Annotated in this window: 18 protein-coding genes; 14 read left to right on the forward strand and 4 right to left on the reverse strand. The window is 53.2% G+C overall.

Features of this window, described 5'->3' with window-relative positions:
- Window positions 1-43: 43 nt before the first annotated feature.
- Complete coding sequence (gene aceE, locus LOC67_RS16365; protein WP_230263682.1) at window positions 44-2,776, reverse strand: pyruvate dehydrogenase (acetyl-transferring), homodimeric type; 2,733 nt, start codon at window positions 2,774-2,776, stop codon at window positions 44-46.
- A gap of 445 nt (window positions 2,777-3,221) precedes the next feature.
- On the opposite strand from aceE, the gene LOC67_RS16370 reads away from it, so the two are divergent.
- The 11 genes from LOC67_RS16370 (at window position 3,222) to LOC67_RS16420 (ending at window position 15,061) form a co-directional block, all read left to right on the forward strand.
- Entirely contained in the window at window positions 3,222-4,043 is an 822-nt protein-coding gene (locus LOC67_RS16370) for an SDR family NAD(P)-dependent oxidoreductase (protein ID WP_230263683.1), read from the forward strand.
- A gap of 136 nt (window positions 4,044-4,179) precedes the next feature.
- Window positions 4,180-5,184 carry an AAA family ATPase gene (locus tag LOC67_RS16375; RefSeq protein ID WP_230263684.1) on the forward strand — a complete coding sequence of 335 codons (1,005 nt, stop codon included), beginning with the start codon at window positions 4,180-4,182 and terminating at the stop codon, window positions 5,182-5,184.
- 520 nt (window positions 5,185-5,704) lie between these two features.
- Complete coding sequence (locus tag LOC67_RS16380; protein WP_230263685.1) at window positions 5,705-6,784, forward strand: PstS family phosphate ABC transporter substrate-binding protein; 1,080 nt, start codon at window positions 5,705-5,707, stop codon at window positions 6,782-6,784.
- A 381-nt stretch (window positions 6,785-7,165) separates the two neighbouring features.
- Window positions 7,166-8,110 carry a phosphate ABC transporter permease subunit PstC gene (gene pstC, locus LOC67_RS16385; protein ID WP_230263686.1) on the forward strand — a complete coding sequence of 315 codons (945 nt, stop codon included), beginning with the start codon at window positions 7,166-7,168 and terminating at the stop codon, window positions 8,108-8,110.
- Between the two features lie 5 nt (window positions 8,111-8,115).
- The gene (locus LOC67_RS16390) at window positions 8,116-9,336 is read left to right on the forward strand and encodes a PstA family ABC transporter permease (RefSeq protein WP_230263687.1); all 1,221 of its coding nucleotides are present in this window, start codon (window positions 8,116-8,118) and stop codon (window positions 9,334-9,336) included.
- A 12-nt stretch (window positions 9,337-9,348) separates the two neighbouring features.
- On the forward strand, window positions 9,349-10,185 hold the full coding sequence (gene pstB, locus LOC67_RS16395) for a phosphate ABC transporter ATP-binding protein PstB (protein ID WP_230263688.1): 837 nt from the start codon (window positions 9,349-9,351) through the stop codon (window positions 10,183-10,185).
- A 166-nt stretch (window positions 10,186-10,351) separates the two neighbouring features.
- Window positions 10,352-11,053: a phosphate signaling complex protein PhoU gene (gene phoU / locus LOC67_RS16400; protein ID WP_230263689.1), complete on the forward strand. Its 702-nt coding sequence runs from the start codon at window positions 10,352-10,354 to the stop codon at window positions 11,051-11,053.
- Window positions 11,054-11,477: 424 nt separating this feature from the next.
- Complete coding sequence (locus LOC67_RS16405) at window positions 11,478-11,663, forward strand: hypothetical protein (protein ID WP_230263690.1); 186 nt, start codon at window positions 11,478-11,480, stop codon at window positions 11,661-11,663.
- A gap of 21 nt (window positions 11,664-11,684) precedes the next feature.
- Window positions 11,685-12,632, forward strand: a complete 948-nt coding sequence (locus tag LOC67_RS16410; protein ID WP_230263691.1) for a prenyltransferase/squalene oxidase repeat-containing protein — start codon at window positions 11,685-11,687, stop codon at window positions 12,630-12,632.
- A gap of 85 nt (window positions 12,633-12,717) precedes the next feature.
- A complete protein-coding gene (locus tag LOC67_RS16415) occupies window positions 12,718-13,458 on the forward strand; it encodes a hypothetical protein (RefSeq protein ID WP_230263692.1) in 741 nt (246 codons plus the stop codon).
- A 214-nt stretch (window positions 13,459-13,672) separates the two neighbouring features.
- Window positions 13,673-15,061: a hypothetical protein gene (locus LOC67_RS16420; RefSeq protein ID WP_230263693.1), complete on the forward strand. Its 1,389-nt coding sequence runs from the start codon at window positions 13,673-13,675 to the stop codon at window positions 15,059-15,061.
- Between the two features lie 76 nt (window positions 15,062-15,137).
- On the opposite strand, the gene LOC67_RS16425 is transcribed toward LOC67_RS16420, so the two are convergent.
- Window positions 15,138-16,247, reverse strand: a complete 1,110-nt coding sequence (locus LOC67_RS16425; RefSeq protein ID WP_230263694.1) for a GTP-binding protein — start codon at window positions 16,245-16,247, stop codon at window positions 15,138-15,140.
- A 307-nt stretch (window positions 16,248-16,554) separates the two neighbouring features.
- Between LOC67_RS16425 and LOC67_RS16430 the strand changes: the two genes are divergently transcribed.
- The gene (locus LOC67_RS16430) at window positions 16,555-18,048 is read left to right on the forward strand and encodes a sulfatase (RefSeq protein ID WP_230263695.1); all 1,494 of its coding nucleotides are present in this window, start codon (window positions 16,555-16,557) and stop codon (window positions 18,046-18,048) included.
- A gap of 105 nt (window positions 18,049-18,153) precedes the next feature.
- Entirely contained in the window at window positions 18,154-18,891 is a 738-nt protein-coding gene (locus LOC67_RS16435; RefSeq protein WP_230263696.1) for a hypothetical protein, read from the forward strand.
- A gap of 22 nt (window positions 18,892-18,913) precedes the next feature.
- On the opposite strand, the gene LOC67_RS16440 is transcribed toward LOC67_RS16435, so the two are convergent.
- The gene (locus LOC67_RS16440; protein WP_230263697.1) at window positions 18,914-19,438 is read right to left on the reverse strand and encodes a hypothetical protein; all 525 of its coding nucleotides are present in this window, start codon (window positions 19,436-19,438) and stop codon (window positions 18,914-18,916) included.
- Between the two features lie 1,060 nt (window positions 19,439-20,498).
- On the opposite strand from LOC67_RS16440, the gene LOC67_RS16445 reads away from it, so the two are divergent.
- A complete protein-coding gene (locus LOC67_RS16445; protein ID WP_230263698.1) occupies window positions 20,499-21,335 on the forward strand; it encodes an alpha/beta hydrolase in 837 nt (278 codons plus the stop codon).
- Between the two features lie 1,349 nt (window positions 21,336-22,684).
- Here LOC67_RS16445 and LOC67_RS16450 read toward each other — a convergent pair.
- A complete protein-coding gene (locus tag LOC67_RS16450) occupies window positions 22,685-23,710 on the reverse strand; it encodes an alpha/beta hydrolase fold domain-containing protein (RefSeq protein ID WP_230263699.1) in 1,026 nt (341 codons plus the stop codon).
- Window positions 23,711-24,037 lie beyond the last annotated feature (327 nt).

A 24,037-nucleotide genomic window follows, 5' to 3' on the forward strand; every position in this document is an offset into this window, starting at 1 on the left:
CGGGAACGGGCCATTCCCGTTTTGGTATGCCTAGGACAATCGCTTAGGCGTAGTAAGGATCTTGTTTATCGGGATTGTATCCCAAGTCCTCGATCGCCTTCTTGACGTCTTCGGCGCTGAAGGTGCCAGCTTTGGCCAAGCGGCTGAGCGTGGCGATGACGATGGACTCTGCGTCGACTTCGAAGTGACGTCGGAGGGCTTCGCGGGTTTCGCTGCGGCCCATTCCATCGGTGCCCAAGACAAAATAATCGCCTGGGATCCAAGGTTGAAGCTGTTCGCCAAGGGCACGGACATAGTCGCTTGCCGAGATGAACGGTCCTTCGACGCCTTCGAGGCTTTCTTCCAAGTAGCTTTTGCGTGGCGATTCTGTTGGATGCAGCATGTTCCACCGTTGGCACGCCGCCGCATCGCGTCGCAGTTCGGTGTAGCTGGTGACGCTCCAAGCATCGCTGGCGATGCCATAAGTTTCCGCAAGTATCTCTTGAGCTTTCAGGACGCAGTTCAAAATGGCACCGCTACCGAACAGCTGGACGCGTGCTTTCGCGCCCTCGACTTCGCGGCTGCCGTACTTGTACATCCCTTTGACGATGCCTTCTTCACAACCGGCAGGCATTGCGGGGTGATCGTACGGTTCGTTTTCGGCCATCAAGTAATAGATGCACGTTTCCGCTTCGCCGTACATCTTTTGCAGACCGTGCTGAATGATCACGACGGCTTCGTATGCAAACGCGGGGTCGTAAGATCGGACGGTTGGGAACGCGATCGCGTTCAGCAAGCTGTGTCCGTCTTGGTGCTGCAAGCCTTCGCCGTTCAGGGTTGTCCGCCCGGCAGTACCGCCGATCAAGAAACCTTTGGCACGCATATCAGCAGCGGCCCAAACCAAGTCGCCGATGCGTTGGAAGCCGAACATGCTGTAGTAGATGTAGAACGGAATCATGTTGACGCCGTGGCAGCTGTACGCGGTGCCGGCGGCGTTGAAGCTGGCCATCGAGCCTGCTTCGGTGATTCCCTCTTCCAGGATCTGCCCGTCTTGAGCTTCTTTGTAGTACGAGATGATCGCCGAATCGACTGGCTCGTAAAGCTGACCGGCATGAGCGTAGATACCGAACTGACGGAACATGCCTTCCATACCGAAGGTACGTGATTCGTCAGGGACGATTGGCACCATGTACTTGCCGATCTTTTTGTCGCGGCAAAGCGCGATCAGAGTTTGTACGACGGCGAACGTTGTGCTGGCGTTTTTGTTTTCCAGCTTCTTGATGACTTTGGTCATTTCCTCCATCGAGGGAACTTCCATCGTCAACGGTTCGGTGGGACGCGATGGCAAGTAACCGCCGAGGGCCTTGCGGCGTTCGTGCAAGTACTTGATCTCGTGGCTGTTCGCCGGTGGCTTGTAGAACGGAGTCTTGACGACTTCTTCATCGCTGATCGGAATGCCGAAGCGAGATCGGAATTCGAGCAGTTCTTCGTCGTTGAGTTTCTTTTGGTTGTGAGCGACGTTTCGGCCTTCGCCAGCTTCACCAAGGCCGTAACCTTTGATCGTCTTGGCAAGCACTACGGTCGGTTTGCCGTTCTTCAGCTCGGTCGCCATTTTGTAAGCGGCGAAGACCTTTTCGGGGTCGTGTCCACCACGGCTCAGTTTTTCAAGTTTCTCGTCGCTGTAGTTTTCGACCAACTTGAGCAGCTCGGGGTATTTTCCGAAGAAGTGTTCGCGGATGTAACTGCCGGGCATACCGGTGTATTTCTGGTACTGGCCATCGACGACTTCGCCCATGCGTTTAACAAGCAGGCCGCTTTCGTCGCGGGCGAGCAGTTCGTCCCAGTCGCCACCCCAGATGACTTTGATCACGTTCCAGCCGGCACCACGGAAGATCGATTCCAGCTCTTGGATGATCTTGGCGTTTCCGCGGACAGGGCCATCAAGACGTTGCAGGTTGCAGTTGATGACGAAGATCAGGTTTTCCAGCTTTTCGCGTGAAGCCAAGCCGATCGCACCGAGGGTTTCCGGTTCGTCGCATTCGCCGTCACCAAGAAATGCCCAAACACGTTGGCCGCTGGTGTCTTTGATTCCACGATCACGCAGGTATTCGTTAAAGCGAGCTTGGTAGATTGCCATGATCGGGCCAAGACCCATCGAGACGGTTGGGTATTCCCAGAAGTCGGGCATCAACCATGGGTGCGGGTAGCTACTCAGTCCGCCGCCGTCTTCGAGTTCACGACGAAAGTTCGTGAGTTTTTCGGCTGACAAACGGCCTTCGACAAACGCACGGCTATACATCCCTGGAGACGCGTGGCCTTGGAAATAAACCGAGTCACCACTGTAGCCGTCTTCACCGCGACCTTGAAAGAAATGGTTGAACGCGACTTCATACAGCGTCGCACTTGATGCGAACGTGCTGATGTGTCCGCCGATGCCACCGCCACGATTGTTTCCACCGACGACCATCGCCATCGCGTTCCAGCGAATGATCGACTTGATTCGTCGTTCCAGGTCACGGTTGCCAGGGAAGGCGGGCTGCTCGTGAACGGGGATCGTGTTTAGGTAAGGCGTGTTGGTATCGGCTGCGGCAGCATGCACGCCTTCTTGAGCGGCGCGGTCGCGAAGCTTTTCGAGCAAAAAGCGAACTCGCTCAGGCCCTTTGCTTTTCAAGACATACTCAAGCGAAGACATCCATTCGCCTGTTTCTGCCGCGTCGATATCGATCTCTGACTGTCGCTCTAGTTCGCCGAGCTGCTTGCGTACTTCGTCTTGAGCAATGGTCTTGGAGTCGGACATAGAGAGAAAGTTTCGGAGGGGAAAAGTCAATGTAAAAGCAAATTTGGTTCCGGCGAGCGGCCAAATTGCGGACTTTACGTCAATTGCGCCGCCTCAAAAGCGTAGCTCCCAAGGTTACATCACGGCAAGGGCACGAGCGGCTGGAGGCACGATCCACACCATTGAGAACCGATAACTGGTGCGGCAAAAGCCGCTAGCTTCAGGCTTAGGCTACCTCGTTTACCGTAAACTCGGGACTTTGGTAGCAACTTTACGATTCAAAAACTTTGCGGAGCCATCAAAAAATTTTGCCGACCCTCCCTCGACGGACTAGTGGAAACAGACGATTTTGCCCGCAGCACTACGCTTCGGTGGGATCTTCGTTTCAGATCCTTCGATCGAATCGTTGCTGAGATGAAAAACTTTGTCCTGAAAAAACTTCTGCGCTCGCAAGTCTCTGCTCTCTATGAAAAGCCTCCCTCGCAGTGTCATGGTGACCGGAGCCTCCTCGGGAATCGGACGAGAGATCGCGATCTGCATGGCAGCACGAAAAGATGTGCGGCAGGTCGGCATTCACTATTGTCGCAACCGAGACGGTGCCATGGACACCGCCAAAGAGGTGGAAGGCTTGGGCAAGCAAGCGATCGTGGTGCAAGCTGACTTTGCGTCCGAGGCTGATTGCGGGCGACTGGTCAATGAAGCTTGGGACAAGCTGTCCGGTGATGGGCAAGCCTGCCTTGATGGTGGGCCTCAAGTTTGGATCAACAACGCCGGGGCTGATGTGTTAACCGGGCAGGCATCAGAGCTTTCCTTCGGCGAGAAGCTGCAGCGACTGTTTCAAGTCGATGTCGCGAGCACGATTAATATCAGTCGCATGGTGCGATCGAAAATGTTTGATGATGCGGAACAGAATGTGTGCGATCGGTCGATGGTTTTTATCGGCTGGGATCAAGCACCGCTCGGCATGGAGGGTGACGCGGGACAGATGTTCGGTCCGGTCAAGTCAGCCGTGATGGCGTTCGCGGCAAGCTTTGCGCAAGATGTCGCGCCAACGATTCGTGTGAACACGGTTTGTCCCGGTTGGATCAAAACGGCTTGGGGTGATTCAACGAATGATTATTGGGATCATCGCGCCAAGACGCAGGCGTTGATGGGCCGATGGGGAAGGCCTAGCGATATTGCCCAAGCGGTTAACTATCTGACTGATCCGGAGAACACGTTTTGTGTTGGACAATCGATCAATGTGAACGGTGGTTGGAGTCGTCGATTTCCTGGTCGGCCGAGCTGAGATAGCGTTTTTACCGTTTGAATAGTTGGGTGGCAAAACGTTTTGGCAAACGTGGTACCCGAGTCACCTCCCCCGCAAAAAATCGGATAGACTGCGTGGGTTCCCCATCAACTTGTCTTATCTCTTTGAGCTTTCGATGAGCAGCGTTTCTGATTCCACTCAGCAAAAGGCCGACGATTTCCGCCAACGATACGAAAGTGTTCGCGAAATGATTGGCCGGGTGATCGTCGGTCACGACGAAATCGTTCAGGGCGTCCTGACGGCAATGCTATGTGGCGGACACTGTTTGCTCGAAGGTGTTCCGGGGTTGGGAAAGACAATGTTGGTACGCACATTGTCTGAGGTTTTGGAATTGGATTTTAATCGCATCCAGTTCACGCCCGACCTGATGCCCGCTGATATCCTGGGTACAAACATGATCGTCGAATCCGATCAGGGGCATCGTGAATTCCAGTTCCAACGCGGTCCAGTTTTCACACAGATTCTGTTGGCCGACGAAATCAACCGCGCCACGCCGAAGACTCAATCGGCGATGTTGGAAACGATGCAAGAAGGCACCGTCACGGCAGCCGGTTCCAGATACGAACTAAAGAAACCGTTCTTCGTACTCGCCACGCAAAACCCAATCGAGCAAGAAGGCACTTACCCGCTTCCTGAAGCTCAGCTAGACCGTTTTCTGTTTAAGTTGGTTGTTGGCTACAGCAGCCGCGAAGACTTGAACGAAATCGTCGAACGCACCACTCGTGGTGAAAAGGCCAAGATCGAAAAAGTGATCGACGGCGAGGCGATGTTGGCAATGCAAGCGATGGTTCGCGAAGTCGTGCTAACGCCGCCAATTCGTGACTACCTCGTTCGACTTACCTTGGCGACACACCCCGACGGCCCACATTCAGTTGATGCAACCAATGCCTACGTGCGTTGGGGCAGTAGCCCTCGTGGTGCGCAGACTTTGGCGTTGGCTTCGAAAGTCCGCGCGATCCTGGCCGGTCGATTCAATGTCAGCTTCGAAGATGTGCGGCGAGTCTTTTTGCCAACAATGCGGCACCGAGTCCTGTTGAACTTCGAAGCCCAGGCCGAAGGCGTCGAGCCCGACAAGGTGCTGCTAGATATCTTGGAAAAGGTGAAAGAGTCAGTAGAGTAGACGCGGTCGTCGGTGGGGTCGGGGACCCCTTGGTTAGCACTCTGAAAACCTGCTGCTTTCCAATTACCGGGTTTAACTCTGTGGAAGTAGCGATCTCCTCCGTAGGGTTGGCTCCATCAAAGCGGCTTTGTGAGAGACCAAACCTGAGAAACTTTCGGCTGCTAAATCTCGGTCCGTAAACTCGTGATGGGGCATCATCCGCTGCGGTGCTCCTAACGTTGTTCGGGATCCCGTTAGCTGGGGTTCACGGGGGATCTTCCCTCGGGTGGGCTGGATTGTAGCGACGACGGCCTTCTCTTCATCTAATCTTCATTCGCTGATTTGCACCCTAGCGGTCGTCAGGTTGGGCCTTCACTGGTATCTTTCCGCGCGACATGGAATGCATCTCTCTCAATTTGCCTGCAAATCGGGAGGGGAAGCTTTTCTACCAGAAATGGCACGTTTTCGGCGGTCAAATGTGATTGGCGGCCTAATCAGGAAAGATTGTTTTCCTCAACTTTCACCGGAGTGATTCCTTCAGATGGCCATCCAACTGAAAAACTGGACCCTACCATTGGCAATCGCAGCGCTATGTGCCGTTGGTTGCAATTCAAAAACTGATACCGCGTCTGGTGATGCGGGAGCCGAATCCAGTGAGATCGCTGGTGAGGGTGCGGCGCCATCGAACATGGCCGGCACGATCAAAATCAACGGCAGTAGCACGGTATTGCCAATCAGCAACGCAGTCGCTGAAAAGTTCGCTCAGCAGTACCCCGACGTTTCGGTTTCTGTTGACGGTGCCGGAACGGGTAACGGCTTCAAAGATTTCGAAGTCAAAAAGACCGACATCTCGGACGCCTCTCGCCCCATCAAACCGGGTGAGAAAGAAAAGTGCCAAGCCAACGAAGTTGCCTTCATCGAAGTTCCTGTCGCCTACGACGGTCTGACCATCGTCATCAACCCAAAAAATGATTGGGTCAAGTCGCTGACAATCGATCAGCTGAAAAAGATCTTCGTCGGTGACGACGCGGCGAAAACTTGGAAAGACGTCGACCCATCATGGCCTGAAGAAAAAATCGACATCTACGCACCGGGCACCGGTAGCGGAACTTACGACTACTTCCACGAAGTGGTTGTCGGAAAGTCAGACGCGGAACTTCGTCAGGACATGAGCCTGAACGAGGACGACAATATCTTGGTCAAAGGCGTTGCCGACAATAAAAACGCGATCGGATTCTTCGGCGTCGCATACTACGAAGAAAGCAAGGACAAGTTGACCGCCGTTCAAATCATCAACCCCAAAGACGGCAAGGCTTACCTGCCAACGACGGAAAACATTGCCAGCGGCAACTACGCCCCGTTCAGCCGCCCGCTGTTCATCTACGTCAGCTTGGCATCGTTGAAGCGTGCCGAAGTTCAAACATTCGTCAGCTACTACATGGACAATGTTTCCGAACTTTGCGAACGCGTTGGATACGTCCGTCTTCCTGAGTCGATCATCGAAAAAGGCAAAGCCAACATCGAAAATCGTGCTGCCGGAACCCACTACATCAACGCCGAAGGCGAAACCCGTAGCGGCGCCCTGGAAGACATCTTCGTTGAAGAAAATTTGGTGAAGTAAACAGCCAAAAAGGCTTACCGGTCGCCAAAGACGGCAACGTCGGTCATGATGGCGGCCATGAAGAGTGTTCGATCGTTCCGACGCTACAATGATGTGGCGTCGGATCGCATCGTAAAGTTAATTTCTGTGCTTGCGACAGTCGCTACAATTGGAGTGGCTTTGGGATCAAAGCTGACCGTTTAGCTTTTCGGGAATGACAGGAAAGTAGGCAAAATTGCGGTCTACACCGGGTACCCCCAAATTGCTGTTGGGTCGTTGAATTACATCAGCGGATAGCGAACCAAAGTCGTTTTTATCGGAAATGGCCGACGCTCCGGCGGATCGGATACATTTCGGCGACTCCGAATGTGAGTCATCAAATCTAAAAATCGCACGACAAAAATGTCACTGCCGAAGGCTTTGCAATCGAAGGAGTTTCGGTCAACTCGCGTCGGCGTGTTGTCCGAGCGTTTGATCGTGTTTAGCCTGGCAACCTGCGCGACCATCACGGTACTGATCACCATCGGTATCATCTACATGTTGGTCAGTCAGAGTGCCGGGTTCTTTGCCAGCGATGCGGTTACGCTGAAGGGGTTCCTGACGGACACCGAGTGGACGGCTCTGCAGAGCAAGGACTTGGCGAAAGCGAAGTTCGGGATTCTGCCGCTATTGAGCGGGACTTTACGAGTCACCGCGATCGCGATGCTGATCGCCCTACCGTTGGGATTGGTCACCGCGATCTATTTGAGCGAATTCGCTTCGCCTCGAATCCGGTCATGGCTAAAGCCCACGCTAGAGGTGATCGCTGGTATCCCGACAGTGGTGCTCGGTTATTTCGCGATCCTCGTGATCAGCCCATCGCTGCAGTTTTTTACCGATGGTTTTGCAACCTTCAACGCGACCAGTGCTGGGATTGCGGTGGGCATCTTGTGCTTGCCGATGGTTTGTAGTCTTTCCGAAGATGCAATGAGAGCGGTACCCAGATCCTTGCGTGAAGGTGCCTATGGACTTGGTTGCACGCCTTTCGAAACGTCGATCAAGGTTGTCGTTCCCGCGGCGCTAAGCGGAATCGTTTCGGCATTTCTGTTGGCCTTCAGCCGTGCGATCGGCGAAACGATGGTGGTGGCTTTGGCGGCAGGAACCCTGCCGACGTTCACATTTGACCCATCGCAGCAAGCGCAAACGATGACGGGCTTCATCGTCGAAATGATCAAGAGTGAAAGTGAATACGGCACGGTGCAGTATTTCAGCTTGTACGGCGTCGCGATGACGTTGTTTTTGATCACGTTCGGAATGACATTGATCGGGCAAATTATTCGCCGACGTTTCCAGGAGGCGTACCAATGAGCTCGATGCCTACTGCCCTGACCAGTCAAGACCCTCAGTATCTGACGAATAACGCGATCCGTCGCAAACGGATGAGTCGTTGGTTTTATGGGCTCTGTGTCGCGATCGCTTTTGTGAGTGTTCTGATTCTGGTCGTGCTATTGGTGGCGATTTGGACTCAGGGCCAATCACGCCTGTCGACTGACCTTTTGACACGCGCCCATAGTGAGCTTCAGATTGAACGAAGCGGAATGTGGCCGTCGATCGTTGGGTCTCTGATCGTTTGCTTTGTCTGTGCACTCGCCGCGTTGCCGCTGGGAATTGCGACAGCGGTTTTCCTTGAGGAATTCAAGCCAACCAGCAAGCCACTGCGGGTGATGCATGGATTCATTCAATTGAACATTGCAAACTTGGCGGGGGTGCCATCGATCGTTTACGGGCTGCTCGGCCTGACGGTGTTTGTCTACATGTTTAACGTGTTTGGGCAAATCAAAGTTAACGAATCACCCGGCTGGGAAATCATGGGTGCCGATCACTATTACCAAGTGATGACGTTGCAGCCTGGGCATGTGGTCTTCGTCCCGCAAGAAGATCCAAGCATCCGAGAAATCGAGATTACCGAACCGGTCGAAGCCGTCGACAATGCGGGAAAGCGGTTCGAACTCGCTGTCTGGACTCCGGGAACACCTCGGCCAAAAGACGAGGCTACCAAGCGTAAAACGATTGAAGAGGGGGCCATCGGCGGGACAATCACCCGTCGATCGTGGTACTACTTTCGATTGCCTTTGGATAAAAGTTTTCTCTCCGGCGGGATGACACTGGCGCTAGTGATCCTGCCGATCATCATCATCGCTTCGCAAGAATCTCTCCGTGCGGTATCTCCATCGCTTCGAGAAGCGTCGATGGGAATTGGGGCAACGACTTGGCAAACTGTTCGTCACGTATGTTTGCCGGCTGCCGTTCCCGGGATCATGACCGGCTCGATTCTGGCAATGGGACGTGCGATCGGTGAAGCCGCTCCAATTTTGGTCGTGTTGGGTGCAAATGTCATGAAGGCCGGCGGTCCGGAGCACCTGATGGACAACGCAGTGACAATGCCGGTCTTAATTTTTAACTGGGCGGGTCGGCAACAAAACGAATTTCAAGAACTTGCCGCGGCAGCGATCATCGTACTATTGGTCGTTCTGTTGATCTTGAATTCGACCGCAATCGTTATCCGGCAGAAAGTACAAAAAGCACACTCCTGATCTATAGCAACCATGTCTACCGCACCGACGGCACAGCCAACTGATGCCCAACCAGATCAGTCAGACGATTCGACACTGATTCGAATCAAAAACTTCTGCTCTTGGTATGGCGACTATCAGGCTCTTCATGACCTGACGCTCGACATTCCTCGTCGCCAGGTTACGGCCTTCATCGGTCCCAGCGGATGCGGTAAAAGCACGTTGCTGAAATGGATCAACCGGATGAATGACATCGTGCCCGGTGCGAGAGCGAAGGGGCATCTGTCGTTGTTAAGCGATTCAGAAACGGCGCCCAAGAAGGAACTGGATATTCTTGATCCTTCTGTCGATGTCGTCGCGCTTCGGCGACAAATCGGAATTGTGTTTCAGAAACCAAACCCGTTTCCCAAAAGCATCTACGACAACGTTGCGTTCGGGCCTCGTTTGCATATGAAAACGACCAAAGCCGAATTGGACGAGCTGGTCGAATGGTCGTTGCAAAAAGCAGCCGTCTGGGATGAAGTCAAAGATCGATTGCATGGTCCCGCACTGGGACTCTCTGGCGGTCAGCAACAGCGTCTATGTATCGCACGTGCGATCGCTGTCGGTCCAGAAGTCCTGCTGATGGACGAGCCATGTAGCGCGCTCGACCCATCGAGCACATTGGCGATCGAGGATTTGATTTTCGAACTGCGGTCGCAGTACACCATCGTGATCGTGACGCACAACATGCAACAGGCATCACGCTGTAGTGATCGAACAGCATTCTTTTTCGAAGGCCGTTTGGTCGAAGCCGGTGACACCACCCAGGTCTTCACCAAGCCAGAGAAAAAGCAAACCGACGACTATGTCCGCGGGAAATTCGGTTGATGCCGTGTTGGCGCCTGTTGCCACATGGCAAAGGTTTCACGGCTAAGGTTATTACCGGACAATCGCATTAGCTGCTGCAGTGGTTGTCTGCCAACAGTGTCTAGTTCAATCGATTGTAAGTGTTTTGGAACGGATCGAATTCAGGGAATAAGGAAGGTGGATTGAGATGTCGAAACATCTTGAACGAGAACTCGAACGACTTCGCGAACAACTGATTTCGCAGTTCACTGTCGTCGAACAAATGATTCAGCTTGCCGTTCGCTCACTTGTGGAGCGTCGTCCAGATTTCGCTGATCGCGTTCTTGAAAACGATGTTGCCGTCGACGAGATGGATGTTCGGATCGAAGAGGAGTGTCTGAAAGTTTTGGCGCTGCACCAGCCCGTTGCTTTCGATATGCGATACTTGATTTCCGTTGACAAGGTGAATGGCGAATTGGAGCGGATGGGTGACACCGCTTGCAATATCGCGGAACGAGCCAAAGCGCTTTGTCGATTTCCACTTTTTACCGTCCCGGAAGAGATGTCCGAGATGGTTGATACGTCGATCAAAATGGTTCGGCGTGCCCTCGATTCGTTTATCAATTGCGACTCCAGCATGGCCAATGATGTTATCCAGATGGACGACATCGTTGATGCCTTGAACCGCGTTGTGATCGATCAGTTGCAAGAAGTCATGAAGTCCGACCGCGAATTGATCGAGCCTGCGGTCCACTGTTTCAGTGCCTCGCGGCATCTCGAAAGAATCGGTGACTTGGCGGAATGTGTTTGCGAAGAGGTGATCTACCTCGTCGAAGGCGAGATCGTTCGTCACAAGCACGGCTGGAATCGTGAAGCAGACAAACGGGGCGGCACAAGCACAACCGTTTAAGTCTCAAACCTTCGGTGCACCCCTCTTGCACCAAATCAGCTCGCTCTGCCCGTCTGATCATTGGATCAAGTAGGCCTGCCACGCTAGCGAGGCAGACGGAGCGTGAGCGTTTCTAAATCGCCAATTGGTGGATTCACGTAGGGTTTGCAGACCTTTGCTTGCCCTATGGGTGGGGCTATGGGGTTTTTGGGTTGCCTTGGTTCCGTGTTTGCGGTTGGCATAGTTCCGTAGCGGCGTTTCCTTCAAGTCTGTGGCGAGTCTGTCGGCTTGCCAATTTTCGTGGTCGCCTTTGCCTCTGTGAAGTTAGCGTTCGTCCCCGTTATGTGGGCGGAGCCGAAGGCGACCAAACGGCAAAGCCAGCAGGTCATCAGCCACGTCGGTGCGGATATCGTTCAGTGTTTGGTTCAAACGTGGGTGCCTTTCAATGAAGCTAGGACGAATCGAAATTACCGAAGCGTCAATCAAGATCGGTGTCGCAACGGCGATAATTGTCCTCAGTTTTGTGCTACTGAAACGCGTTACCGCCAGTGACCTGACGGGGCAGGTCAGAGGTAGCGGCGTTACTGTTGGCGAATCTGTTGTAAGTTCGCCAAATGAGGCACACCATTAGCAGATCGTGTAGGCTGGTGGGATGATCCACTCAGTTAAAAAACCGGTCCTGGTCTTATTTCTACTCACGTACTTCACGGTCACGTGCAACGCTGAAGATAAATCGATTCAGCTTGGGCTTCGCTATCTCAAACAAAGCGGTGAACGCTGGATCGAGAATCGTGAATGCGTCTCCTGTCACCAAGTCCCCTCGATGATTTGGGCTCACACCGCTGCGTTTTCCAGTGGCTTTGAAGTGTCTCGCGAAGACCTTGCCAAATGGGTTGAATGGTCAAGCCAAGTTTCTCACTTCGTCAAGGCGTCGCAGCGAGAGGAACAGGATCGTCAGAAAACGATGTCTGGCAACATTGACACCATGGTCGCGTTGCTACTCGCCATCCCTGCGAAAAACGATGATGGGGACCAATGGCGGAGCGAGTTCGCAAAGAAGTTGGTGGCCGAGCAAGCGGCGGATGGATCATGGAAGGCCTGCGGCCAGCTACCAATGCAGCGTCGGCCCAAAGATGAGACACAAGCCGTTACAACGATTTGGACATCGCTAGCCTTGGAAATCGAAGGTGTCTCCTACGATCGAAATTCAGCCTTGGCGTTCGCCGATCAGATTGAATCGCCGGTATCGTCGGAGTGGTTGGCAGCTCGCTTGCTACTAGCGGACTATCAAAACGATTCGCGAAAGCAGGACCTGCAGACAAAGTTACTCGAACAACAGAATCCTGATGGCGGTTGGGGATGGGCGCTCACTGAAGAAAGCGATGCGTTGGGAACAGGGTACGTGCTATACGCATTAGCCAAAGTCGCTGCCGATCCAGACGCGATTCAAAGGGCTCGTGATTATCTCGTTGAAACGCAGAAGGAAAACGGGAAGTGGCTGGTTCCTGGGACGAAAGAGTCAGCCAAAGGGAAAACGACCGCGACCGCCAACGATTGGGGAACTGCGTGGGCAATCGTGGCGCTCGCCGAAAGCCGATAAGCAACTATATCTCGTGGGCTGCTTCTGACTTGCGACAGGGCAGGTTGTACTAGACAAGTCTCTATCGCTAATCCCAGGTTTTCAAATGAACGGCTTTGGAGCATTCAAACCGCAGTCGCAAATCCGTTGCTTGGCTTTGACCCTCGCAACGCTCTTTCTATTGGGCTTGTTTGACAAAGGCTGGTCGCAGGAAATCGGTGCAAACGTCGATTCAGAATCGAATTTGCTTTTGCGATTCGAAACGCTCGTCGATGGAACTCGGAAGTCAATTGCCGATGCTTGTGTCTACTGGGATATTCGAGCCAATCGTCGCTTTGGGACAGAGCTTCCGGCGTTTCCAAAGGTGACGACTGCCCATCGCTTGCAGTTGCAGAACAACGTCTTCGTGCCTCGGGTTTCAACGATGCGTGCAGGGCAAGTGTTGGAGATTGCGTCCGAGGATAAAGACCATAACTTGTACCTGACATGGTTCGCCAATAGCGTCCGCGGATATCGAAACAAACTAGCGACACCATTGATCTACCGACGCGAAGTTGAAAAAGCGGAACCTGGAGCCGTTTCGATAAGGTGCAACATTCATGACGATGTCCAAGGCTGGATTTTTATTCATGACAATCCCTATGCCGGGGTGACAGATCAGGAAGGTCGCGTTGTCATCAAAGCCTTGCCAACAGGAAGGTCGGTTTTCCGATTGAACGTTCCGGGACAAGAATTCGATTTCGATCACCTTTTGCTTAGCGGCAAGAATATTGAAGCAAAGAATGGCCGCTTGAGCTTGGACTTGGTACCAGGAGACAACGAATTTGTCGTGCAGTTGTCAAAGTGAACTTAGGGAAGGGCAGGGAACAATTGCTTTGCTTTGCATTGGGTACGTTTCAAAGTCATCGATAAAGTGACTTTGCGATTCTTGGTCGCACCGTGGTCGTTTCGATTGGGCATCCCGGACCACTTCCCGTCCACTAGAATGGACCACGTTTTCTGAACCCGAAATTGGACACGGTTCAGTTCATGTTGCGTTCTTCATTCGGATCACAATCGAAATGTCGTCTACTTCGTATCGCGATGACTGGTTCACCAAGTTGACCGGATTCTCTGAAAGAGATCCGTCCGAGGTTAGAAGTCAATTGACTTATCAGGACGGTCGATTGACTTCCGTTGCCAACGGGAAGAGCTTTCAGTGTGGTGAATTGGAAGTCGTCTCGCTGCGTGAGCTTCGCGCTCGAGTCGCACATCTTGACCGCATGCACGGCTCGCTTTCGGTGGAACAGAAGATCGGTGATGTGCGGGAGATGCATGCAGACAACTCGAACGCTGGGGCGACCTTTCAGGTTGCCTCGCAATTTAACTTACTTGAAATGGTTTCTCCGCAGGTGACGCCGGATCAAGGTGTGGGCATCTACGAACATGACCCGACACAAGGGCCTGCGTGCGCAATTTCCTGTGGAGCCGGAACGATCTACAGGAACTACTTGGTGCCGATTGGTGATCAAATTGGCCAGACTGCCAATTGCCAAGTGGATTGTTTGGAAGCGATTGGCAAACGCCTGGGAAACGACAATGGGCGTTTGTGGAAGATGCAAAACGGCTATGCGCTACCAACCGAAGATGGGCTGAGAGAAATCAATTCAAAGTTGCAGGCCATGTCCGAAGACGATTTGGATGCCTTGCGCGGTGATTTGAAAATCGGAATTCATTCGCAAACCCAGGTCACCATTGGTCAGTCCGATCATGTTGTCACTCAGGTCTATTGTTCCGCAATGCCGGTCGCATATAGCGAACTCGATTCGACTCAATGGCAACCGTTTGCATCGCTGGTGCTCGATGCGGCATATGAAGCCACGTTTGCGGCGGCCGTGCTCAATTCCGTGCATACAGGAAATCAGCAGCTGTATCTGACGCTGTTGGGCGGTGGGGCGTTTGGCAATCCGATCGAATGGATCGTTCGGTCTATCAAGCGAGCTTGCATTCGATACCGATCCCATCCAATCAATGTTTCGATCGTTAGCTATCGTCAACCCAATGATCGCGTCGAACAGTTGGTGGAATCATTCAAACAGGCGACGGACGCGAAACCGGTTGAATCGAGTTTGCCAGACCATCGTTGCCCCGTTTGTGGATCGGCGCAGAAGCCATTTCTCCGCTATCCGTGGTATATATGCAATTCCTGTTTAAAGCTTGCCCAGGACGATCAAGGACGCAAACTTGAATTTGGCAACACCAGTTTCTCGGGTGGTCTGAACTGCAAGTACGCTGACGAAGACGAGGAGCGGTATATCGATTGCGGATCAGTTATCTGTTTGATCTTGGGGCGTCCGGTGATTGTTACCGAAGCCCGGTTTGGCGGTGTTGTCGCTCAGCCGATGCATTCAAATCTTTTGCTGCCCGGTTCGGATAATCGCTGCGTGGATCTCCGGCGACCACGCAAATAGTTCACAAACCCGACAGGCAGAAAAGCGACCTTGTGAGCTCGATCACTTTTCTATTTAGATCAACGCCCGATTGAGATTACTTTGAGTTTGCTTCGACGCGAAAAGTTGGAACGGGGCGACCTGGTCGAAAACTCTCCATCGTTTCCACAGCCATATCTGCCCTGAATCGTTCTCCTAACTCAGTGACGCATTCGGTGACGACTTGGCGAAGTGGCTCCGGCGCAAGACTGACGCGAGCGTTGATCAGCAGAGTTGCAGAATCGCTGTTGGCTTCGGATGAAACCGACAGCATGGTTGGCGTATCACTGCTGACAAGGTTTGCGACACTGACGGATTGATTTGAAGAGCACAGGACTTTCAGGTGCGCCGGTTCAGCATCGATTTCGTCTAGTCGCTCGCGAAGCCGATCGACAATTGCTAAGGCAACGCCATCAATCGAGAAATCGCTATCGGATTTCATGGTGACTGTCGCGTTAAGCCAACCGAGTTCGGCTTCGCCTTCTGCGTAGACGTCGTAATCAACGTCCATCAGTTTTTCTCGCGTCTGCGGCGTTTCCGCTAACGCCTCGTGCAGTAATTCGAGGTTTTCGCCGGTCTTTGCAGAGATGCCGATGACCGGTCGGCCCGGATATTGTTCCTCGATCGCTTGGCGAAGTTGAAGCTGCTGTTCTTCGGTCAGCTCATCTATCCGATTGATCAAAACGATTTCAGATTCTTCCAGCTGCTTGCGAAAAATGTATTCCGCCTTCTCCGAGAATCCTCGCCCGGTCGTTCCCGTCAAGATCTTCAGCCCGTGGCTCGGTTTCAACACGACAGAGTATGGGCTATGAACGAATTTCTCGCCAAGCCGTTCCATCATCGGTAGTGCGATCGTTGCAACAAGATCGGTGCAGCTGCCGACGGGTTCGGCCAAGATGATATCGGGGCGACGTTCGTTCTCGAAACGGTCCATCGCATCGGTCAGGCCATGGAAATTGCAGCAGAAGCAAGACCCCGCAACTTCGTTAACATTCAGCCCTTGGCTACGAAGCAGCTCCGTGTCGACCAGTCCTGCCGCTTGGTCATTGGTAACAACACAAACATGATTTCCTTGATCTTGGTAGTGACGTGCCAATCGGGCAATCAAGGTTGTCTTCCCGGCACCGAGAAACCCGCCAATCATGATGAATCGGATCGGAGTTGACATGGAGGGCTCGTCAAAAGGAGGGCAGGGGGAGGCGATGACGTTCAAACATTCTGACGAACACTAGAACGTTGTCAAGCCAGCCGGTCTGCTGTGACAACACTCTGAATCGTTTTGATAGAATAAGAAGCCCCTCCCATTCCCCACATGGCGGTCGTTTGCCAATCGAGTTAGCCAGCTTTGTTTGATGCATCGCGGCGGTAAACCGAAAGTGACGTACTCTCGCGAGCTGCCGCATCACTGGCGATCAAGACTTGACCTTCACTGGCAACGCCACTTCTCGTCCTAACCACTAATTAAGTTGATAGAGATGTATCCAAAGTATCGATCAATTCTCAGCGGAATTGCTGCCGTCTTCGTCGTGGCCTGGATGACCGGAACCGCGCGAGTTGATGCGGCGAAACCGAATATCATCCTTATCTTTATCGATGACTTGGGCTGGAAGGATATCGGTTGCTATGGAAACGATTTTGTCGAAACGCCACATATCGATCAACTGGCGCGAAACGGCGTCAGGTACACGAACTTCTACGCTGCCGGAGCCGTTTGTTCCCCAACACGCTGTGCCGTCCAGTCGGGACAGAACCAAGCACGTATCGGGATCACTGCACATATTCCCGGACACTGGCGGCCGTTCGAAAGGGTGATTACACCGCAGACTGCGATGGCTTTGCCACTGGATACCATCACAGTTGCTGAGTCGATGAAATCGGCTGGCTATAGAACGGGATACATCGGAAAGTGGCACCTGGGCAATGCTGCTCAGTTTCAACCAGAGCATCAAGGATATGACTTCAGCGCTGTGATCAACGGGCCTCATTTGCCAGGACGGTACAAGGTCCAGGGCGGGGGCGTAAAACCAGGAAAGGAGCAATACCGAACCGATTTTGAAGCGGACCTATCGGTGGACTTTATCAAACAACATAGCGAAGAACCGTTCTTCCTCATGCTGTCTCCGTTCGCCGTTCATATTCCACTCGGTGCGATGTCGGAGAAAGTTGACAAGTATCGAAACAAGGCAACAGTGCGCAAACAGGAACTTCCTCACCCGGTCTACGCGGCAATGATCGAACACTGTGACGATATGGTGGGAAGAATTGTTGATGCAGTAGAAAAGGCTGGCAAAACCGATAACACGATGATCGTATTTACCTCGGACAACGGTGGGCTCTATACGCGATACGACTATCGCGAATCGGCCGATGATTTGGTAAGTCGTCAGACTCCGCTACGTGGAGAGAAGGGTTCGTTGCATGAAGGCGGGATTCGTGTTCCGCTGATTATCAAGTATCCGCCACTTGCGAAAGCTGGCAGCGAATGCGATCAGCCAAGCATCAGCTATGACTTCTATCCGACGTTTATCGAACTCGCTGGGGCTGATCTGCCAAAGACCCAAACGATTGATGGGGTCAGTCTACTTCCAACCTTGGCAGAGCCGGACGCTGCATTGCAACGCGATCCATTGTATTGGCACTACCCGCACTATCACCATGATCGACCTGCCAGCGCGATCCGCGAAGGCGATTGGAAATTGATCGAGTACATTGACGGTAGCGGCGATGTCGAGCTATACCATCTCGGAAACGACATCAGCGAGTCCGAAAACCTTGTCGATGAAAAGAAAGGTCGCGCGGCGGACTTGCAAAAGAAGCTTCAAGATTGGCGAACGGAAGTGATCGCAAGAATGCCAATCACCAATCCGCATTATCAACCGAGCCGGGCAGGGGAGTGGTGGAGTCGCCGTACGGGCCGTCCCATCGACAGTGATTCAAGAAAACGATTTCCAGCAACTGAGAAGGACTAGGGTTGCGCTCGCAAAATCCAATCGAATGCTTTAGCCTCTGCGGCGTAGGTTTCTAATTTGGATTGTCACGCTGAATGTTTGAGTGTCAGGTTTCGAGTGGATCGATTGAATCAAGATTTGCCATCGCATAACGATCGGCACCGCGCGATCGCTGCACGTCGGAAGCGGCTTCTCGCAGAAACGAAAGACCGAACGCAGCAGCTTTACGAAGATCGCATGCATGCAGCAACCCTCCTTCGTGATCAGGTTTGCTCGCCCGGTAGTTCGCTTCGTGTGATCGTTACTCCAAGCAACCATCGAAACCTTGTATCGCTTTCCAATAAAAGGAAAAGCCGTTTTGTAAAACGCCTTTGTTCGACGATTGAGAACGTGGCGAAGGAAAAGGAAACAGAGCAGGGCACCGATGGATCCAAGGATGGGTTGGTGCAGGCGGATGAAGGCGTCGACCGATCTGGGGACCTGGTTCCGATCGCGAAGCTTGGTGAAGTGTGTGGCAACTGTCGCGGGAAGTGCTGTGCGCGAGGCGGGACACGTGCGTACCTCTGCGAAGACACGGTCCGTCGCGTCTGGAGTGATCGGCCTTTGCTGGAGCCTCGCGAATTGTTGCAGCTCTTCACAGAACGACTGCCTCAGGCGACCTACCAGGGTAGTTGCGTCTTCCATAGCGAAACAGGATGTGGCTTGCCTGTGCAGCTTCGCTCGGCAACGTGTAACACGATGGTCTGTGGCGGTTTGGTCGAACTAGAGCAGCGTGTGCTGTTGGACGGTGATCGTCAATTCTTTGTCGCAGCTTGTCGAGGTAGCTCGGTCGTCCGAACAGTGACAATCGATTTGGATGCGTAGTGGGTTGCGTTTCGAAGGGTTGCTACTTTTGACGTGCCCAAGTGTATTTCTTCCGCGTTTGGCGAATGCGAGCTTTGATCGATGCCGCATCGCTTGACTCAGCCTTCTCAAATATCGCGGTGACGTGCGGTCGGTAGGATTCATCGTTTTCCGCGATCGCGGCGAGAACACTATACGTCCAGGCTCGAACGAACTTGTTGTCGTTGGAGAGCAGTTCGTTCAGTGTGGCTTTGAGAGACTTCGCAACTCGGACTGGGATCGGATAAGTCGAAAGGATTTGAAGTAAGTGAAGTTTCGCTTCCCAGTGTTGGACTTGTTTCAGAGCCTTGGCGAGTTTGGGAATTGATTTAGCGAGCAGCGGTTCTTGTTCGTCGTTCCAACGTTTCAATATCCACGTCGCGCCCGCCTGCATCGTTCGGCTGTCTTGCTCTACAGCGATGAATAGTTCGGCGATGGTTTCTTTGTCACGAGGCAGGGTATCCGCAAGTTGCTCCAGCGGAGCAGTCGTCTTACCATCGTATTCGCGAAGTGATGCGAAGAGCGTCATAGGAGGTTTGTGTTGTCATACGAGAATTAAGTTGAATCGCATCAAGGAGCGAACCACCGTTATACTCGACAGGTCTCAGCCGCAGAAACAGCCACCCAATTCAGCCGCTACCGCGCCGGCGGTGCCTGCGTCGCACCGTCCAATCAGCCGCAACGCGCCAGCGTGCGGTTTCTACAGTGTGTCGTCTTGAATACAGTTGACGATCAGCCGCAACGCGCCAGCGTGCGGTTCCTGCTGTGTGTTGGCCACTGGAAATCGTGATCGATGTTTGACGCAGAGACGCAACGTCGCAGAGGCGCAAAGGGAAATATCAACAGTCCGACGGACGATCGAAATTTCAGTCCGCGTACTGGCAATGGCTGTCAGAATGATTTGCGTGGTTTCTGATCGTCGTTGTCCCAGACAGAGAACCGCAGGCTGGCGCCAAGCGGCTGATGGAAGAGGGACCCCCTGAGCCGCTGGGTGCCACCTGAATACAGTTGACAATCAGCCGCAACGCGCCAGCGTGCGGTTCCTGCCGGATGTCGGCCACTGGAAATGATGATCGGTGTTTAACGCAACGTCGCAGAGGCGCAACTGGAAATATCACTAGTCCGACGGACGATCGAAATTTCAGTGGGCATACGGGCGATGGATTTCAGACGGTTTGCGTGGTTTCTGATTGTCGCTGTCCCAGACAGAGAACCGCAGGCTGGCGCCAAGCGGCTGATAGGAGAGGGAACCCGTGAGGCGCTGGGGCCCACATGAGTACAGTTGACGATCAGCCGCAACGCGCCAGCGTGCGGTTCCTGCGGTATGCTCCAGTTTCGTTGTGGTCTCGAATATTCAATTCCGAGATGTAAACGGAAACCTCAACCGGGACTTCTTCGTGTTTGAAATCAGTCACCATGGAAACGAGATGGAGAAAACCGATCGGAATCGCATTTCTGGTGGACCGAGCGTCGCCTGTGCCACAAGTACAGAATCCCCATAGGTTGACCCCGTACGATTTGCAAAAAGGACGGTTAAGTTGCAACTGATTCGTAGTAAAAGCGTTCGAATACTGTTCGCGTTCTCGCTCGTGTGTCTCACGATTGGGGGCATTGTTTCATGGTTGGTTGCCGGAACGCTGGTCGCACCATATCAACGAACAGTCGGATTGCCTCCGGAAGCGTTGAACGCAGAGTCAATATTCATTGATAGTGAATCAGGGTCTGAGATTTCAGGCTGGCACTGTGTGCCAGAGAAATCTCGTGGCGTCGTCGTTTTGGTTCACGGAATACGTAGCAACCGTCTATCAATGTTGAAGCGTGCGAATCTGCTTTTTCAAAATGGGTTTTCGTCGATCTTGATTGATCTGCAAGCCCATGGTGAGAGTCCCGGAGAAAACATAACGATCGGCTTCAAGGAAAAGCTTGATGTTTGCGGAGCGGTTGAATACGCAAGACGGCAGCACCCGGGGCAGCCAATTGCTTTGATCGGTGTGTCTCTTGGTGGAGCTTCCGCATTGCTGGCTTCACCGCTGAACATTGATGCTATGGTTTTGGAGTCGGTCTATCCGAGAATTGTCGATGCGGTTGACAACCGGGTTCGCGTTCGTCTGGGACCGCTTACAACGTTGGCTTCATCGATACTGATTTTTCAATTGCAGTATCGGTTGGGTATCTCAACATCAGAACTTTGTCCCATCGACAATATCCGTTCGGTCAAGTGTCCCGTGTTCATACTATCAGGCAGCAAGGATCTGCATACGACCGAAGCTGAGACGCGCGAGATATATGAGGCGGCGATGGAGCCCAAACGACTGTGGATCGTTGATGGGGCAGGGCACGAGGATCTCTACGATGCAGCCGGACAACAATACGAGCAACGATTGATACAGTTTCTTGAGGATGCATTTTCGTCGTTGGTTGATTGAGCGGTTGCAGTCTATTCAGGAAAGATTGAGACGATAGCGCAAACCGTAACTAGTGTTGTCAATCAGCCGCAACGCGCCAGCGTGCGGTTCCTGCCGGGTGTCGGCCACTGGAAATCGTGATCGATGTTTGACGCAGAGACGCAACGTCGCAGAGGCGCAAAGGGAAATATCAACAGTCCGACGGTCGATCAAAATTTCAGTGGGCATACGGGCGATGGATTTCAGACGGTTTGCGTGGTTTCTGATTGTCGCTGTCCCAGGCAGAGAACCGCAGGCTGGCGCCAAGCGGCTGATAGAAGAGGGAAACCGTGAGTTACTGGGCGCAACTTGAATGCAGTTGTCAATCAGCCGCAACGCGCAGCGTGCGGTTCCTGCTGGTTGTCGGCTACTGGAAATCGTGATCGATGTTTGACGCAACGGTGCAAAGGGACATATCACTAGTCCGACGGACTATTAAAATTTCAGTGCGCGTACGGGCGATGGATTTCAGAGCGGTTCGCGTCGTTTCTGATTGTTGCTGTCCCAGACAGAGAACCGCAGGCTGGCGCCAAGCGGCTGATAGGAGAGGGAACCCGTGAGACGCTGGGTGCCACCTGAATACTGTTGACGATCAGCCGCAACGCGCCAGCGTGCGGTTCCTGCTGGGTGTCGGCCAGTGGAAATCATGATCGATGTTTGACGCAGAGGCGCAAAGGGAAATATCACTAGTCCGACGGTCTATCGAAATTTCAGTCCGCGTACTGGCGATGGATTTCAGAGCGGTTTGCGTGGTTTCTGGTTGTCGGCTACTGGATATCGTGATCGATGTTTGACGCAGAGACGCAACGTCGCAGAGGCGCAAGGGGAAATAGCGCTAGTCCGACGGACGATCGAAATTTCATTGCGCGTACGGGAGATGGATGTCAGAATGATTTGCGTGGTTTCTGATTATCGCTGGCACAGAAAGAGAACCGCAGGCTGGCGCCAAGCGGCTGATAGAAGAGGGAAACCGTGAGTTACTGGGCGCAACGTGAATGCAGTTGTCAATCAGCCGCAACGCGCCAGCGTGCGGTTCCTGCTGGTTGTCGGCTACTGGAAATCGTGATCGATGTTTGACGCAACGGTGCAAAGGGACATATCACTAGTCCGACGGACTATCGAAATTTCAGCGCCCATACTGGCGATGGATTTCAGAATGAATTGCGGCGTTTCTGATTGACGCTGGCCTAGACAAAGAACCGCAGGCTGGCGCCAAGCGGCTGATAGGACAGCGAAGCCCAGACAGCGAACCGCAGGCTGGCGCCGAGCGGCTGATAAGACAGCGAAGCAGAACCGCAGGCTGGCGCCATGCGGCTGATAGGACAGAGTGGCTACTTCGATTGAGGTTTGCCGATCGTTTTGATTAAGAAGTCTTGGACCATTCGGTTGACTTCGGGAGTGGCAAATTGAGGGCCTCCATGCCCGGCACCGTCAATCAAGTGAAGCTTGTTTGCAACGCCGGCTTTGTCCAACGCTTCATGTAAGGCTTCACTTTGATTTGGCGGGACGGTTCCATCCTTGGTTCCGTGAATGATCAAGTACGGAGGATCGTCCTTGTCGAGATAAGTGATCGGATTGACGCGTTTGATGCCTTCAGTGTTGGGCAACACTTCACCGCCGCCGAGCAACCGAGACTCTGGTGAACCTTCTTGGTTGTGGCGTTCATACCCTTTGGCGGTTACGAAGAGCTTAAAGTCTGTGGGGCCGAAAAAGTCGACGACGGCTTGAACGGAGCTGGATTGATCTTCCCACCCGCCGTCACCCTCAAGTTCCTTGGTTCCGCCAGAGGTACCGAGCAAGGCGACCAAGTGGCCACCTGCCGAACTGCCGCCGACTGCGATTCGATTCGGATCGATGTTGTACTGCTTTGCATGGGCTCGGAGAAATCGGATCGCGCACTTGCAATCTTCGATCTGAGCAGGGAAGGGGGCTTCACCTGTAAGGCGATATTCGATGGTTGCCCCCACGAAGCCTTGGCGAACCATCGGTGTTACTTTGCCAACTCCGCCGTCCTTGGTGCCTCCCATCCATCCACCACCGTGAATCCACACGTAGGCAGGCAGCGCTTCAGAAGAACTTTCCTTGGGCTCAACGATGTGCATCTTAAGCTCGCGTCCGCCGCCGGTACCAAACACAACATCGCGGTGAACGGTGACATCTGATGGTCCGCGACGTTCTGGCGAATTTGAGTCGGTTTGTGGCTGACCGGGGCGCTGACGTCGTTGCGAGTCGAATTCCTTCTTCGTAATCACGCCATCTTGGTTCCCGTCGATCCGGTCGAACAATCGTGGCGGACCCTTGAATTCATCTTTGCTAACCTGACCATCGCCATTTCCGTCTTCTCGTTGAAGAATCATTTCGAAAGTCAGACGCGCTCGTTGTTGCTGGGGACGAGTCTGTTGAGATGGGGTTTGCTGGGCACTAGCGGCCGAGGCAGCAAGCGCGGTGATGAGAAGAGCAGATAGGGTGGAACGCATTGTTGTCTTCGTTGGCTCAGGAGCGTGGGGCCACAAATCGGATCTGTCTGCCTTTTAAAACCACACCGAACGTCGTAAGTTTCGCAGGTGGCTAAAAGTGGTCTGAAACCCGTTTTGTAGCGGATGTCTGAGTCAATATAGACGCTCGGCCAGCCAAGCGGCGTGGCATCGATCTGATTGGGGAAGCCGCTGCGAGATCAGCCGCAA

This window comes from Stieleria sp. JC731, from assembly GCF_020966635.1.
Lineage (GTDB): Bacteria > Planctomycetota > Planctomycetia > Pirellulales > Pirellulaceae > Stieleria.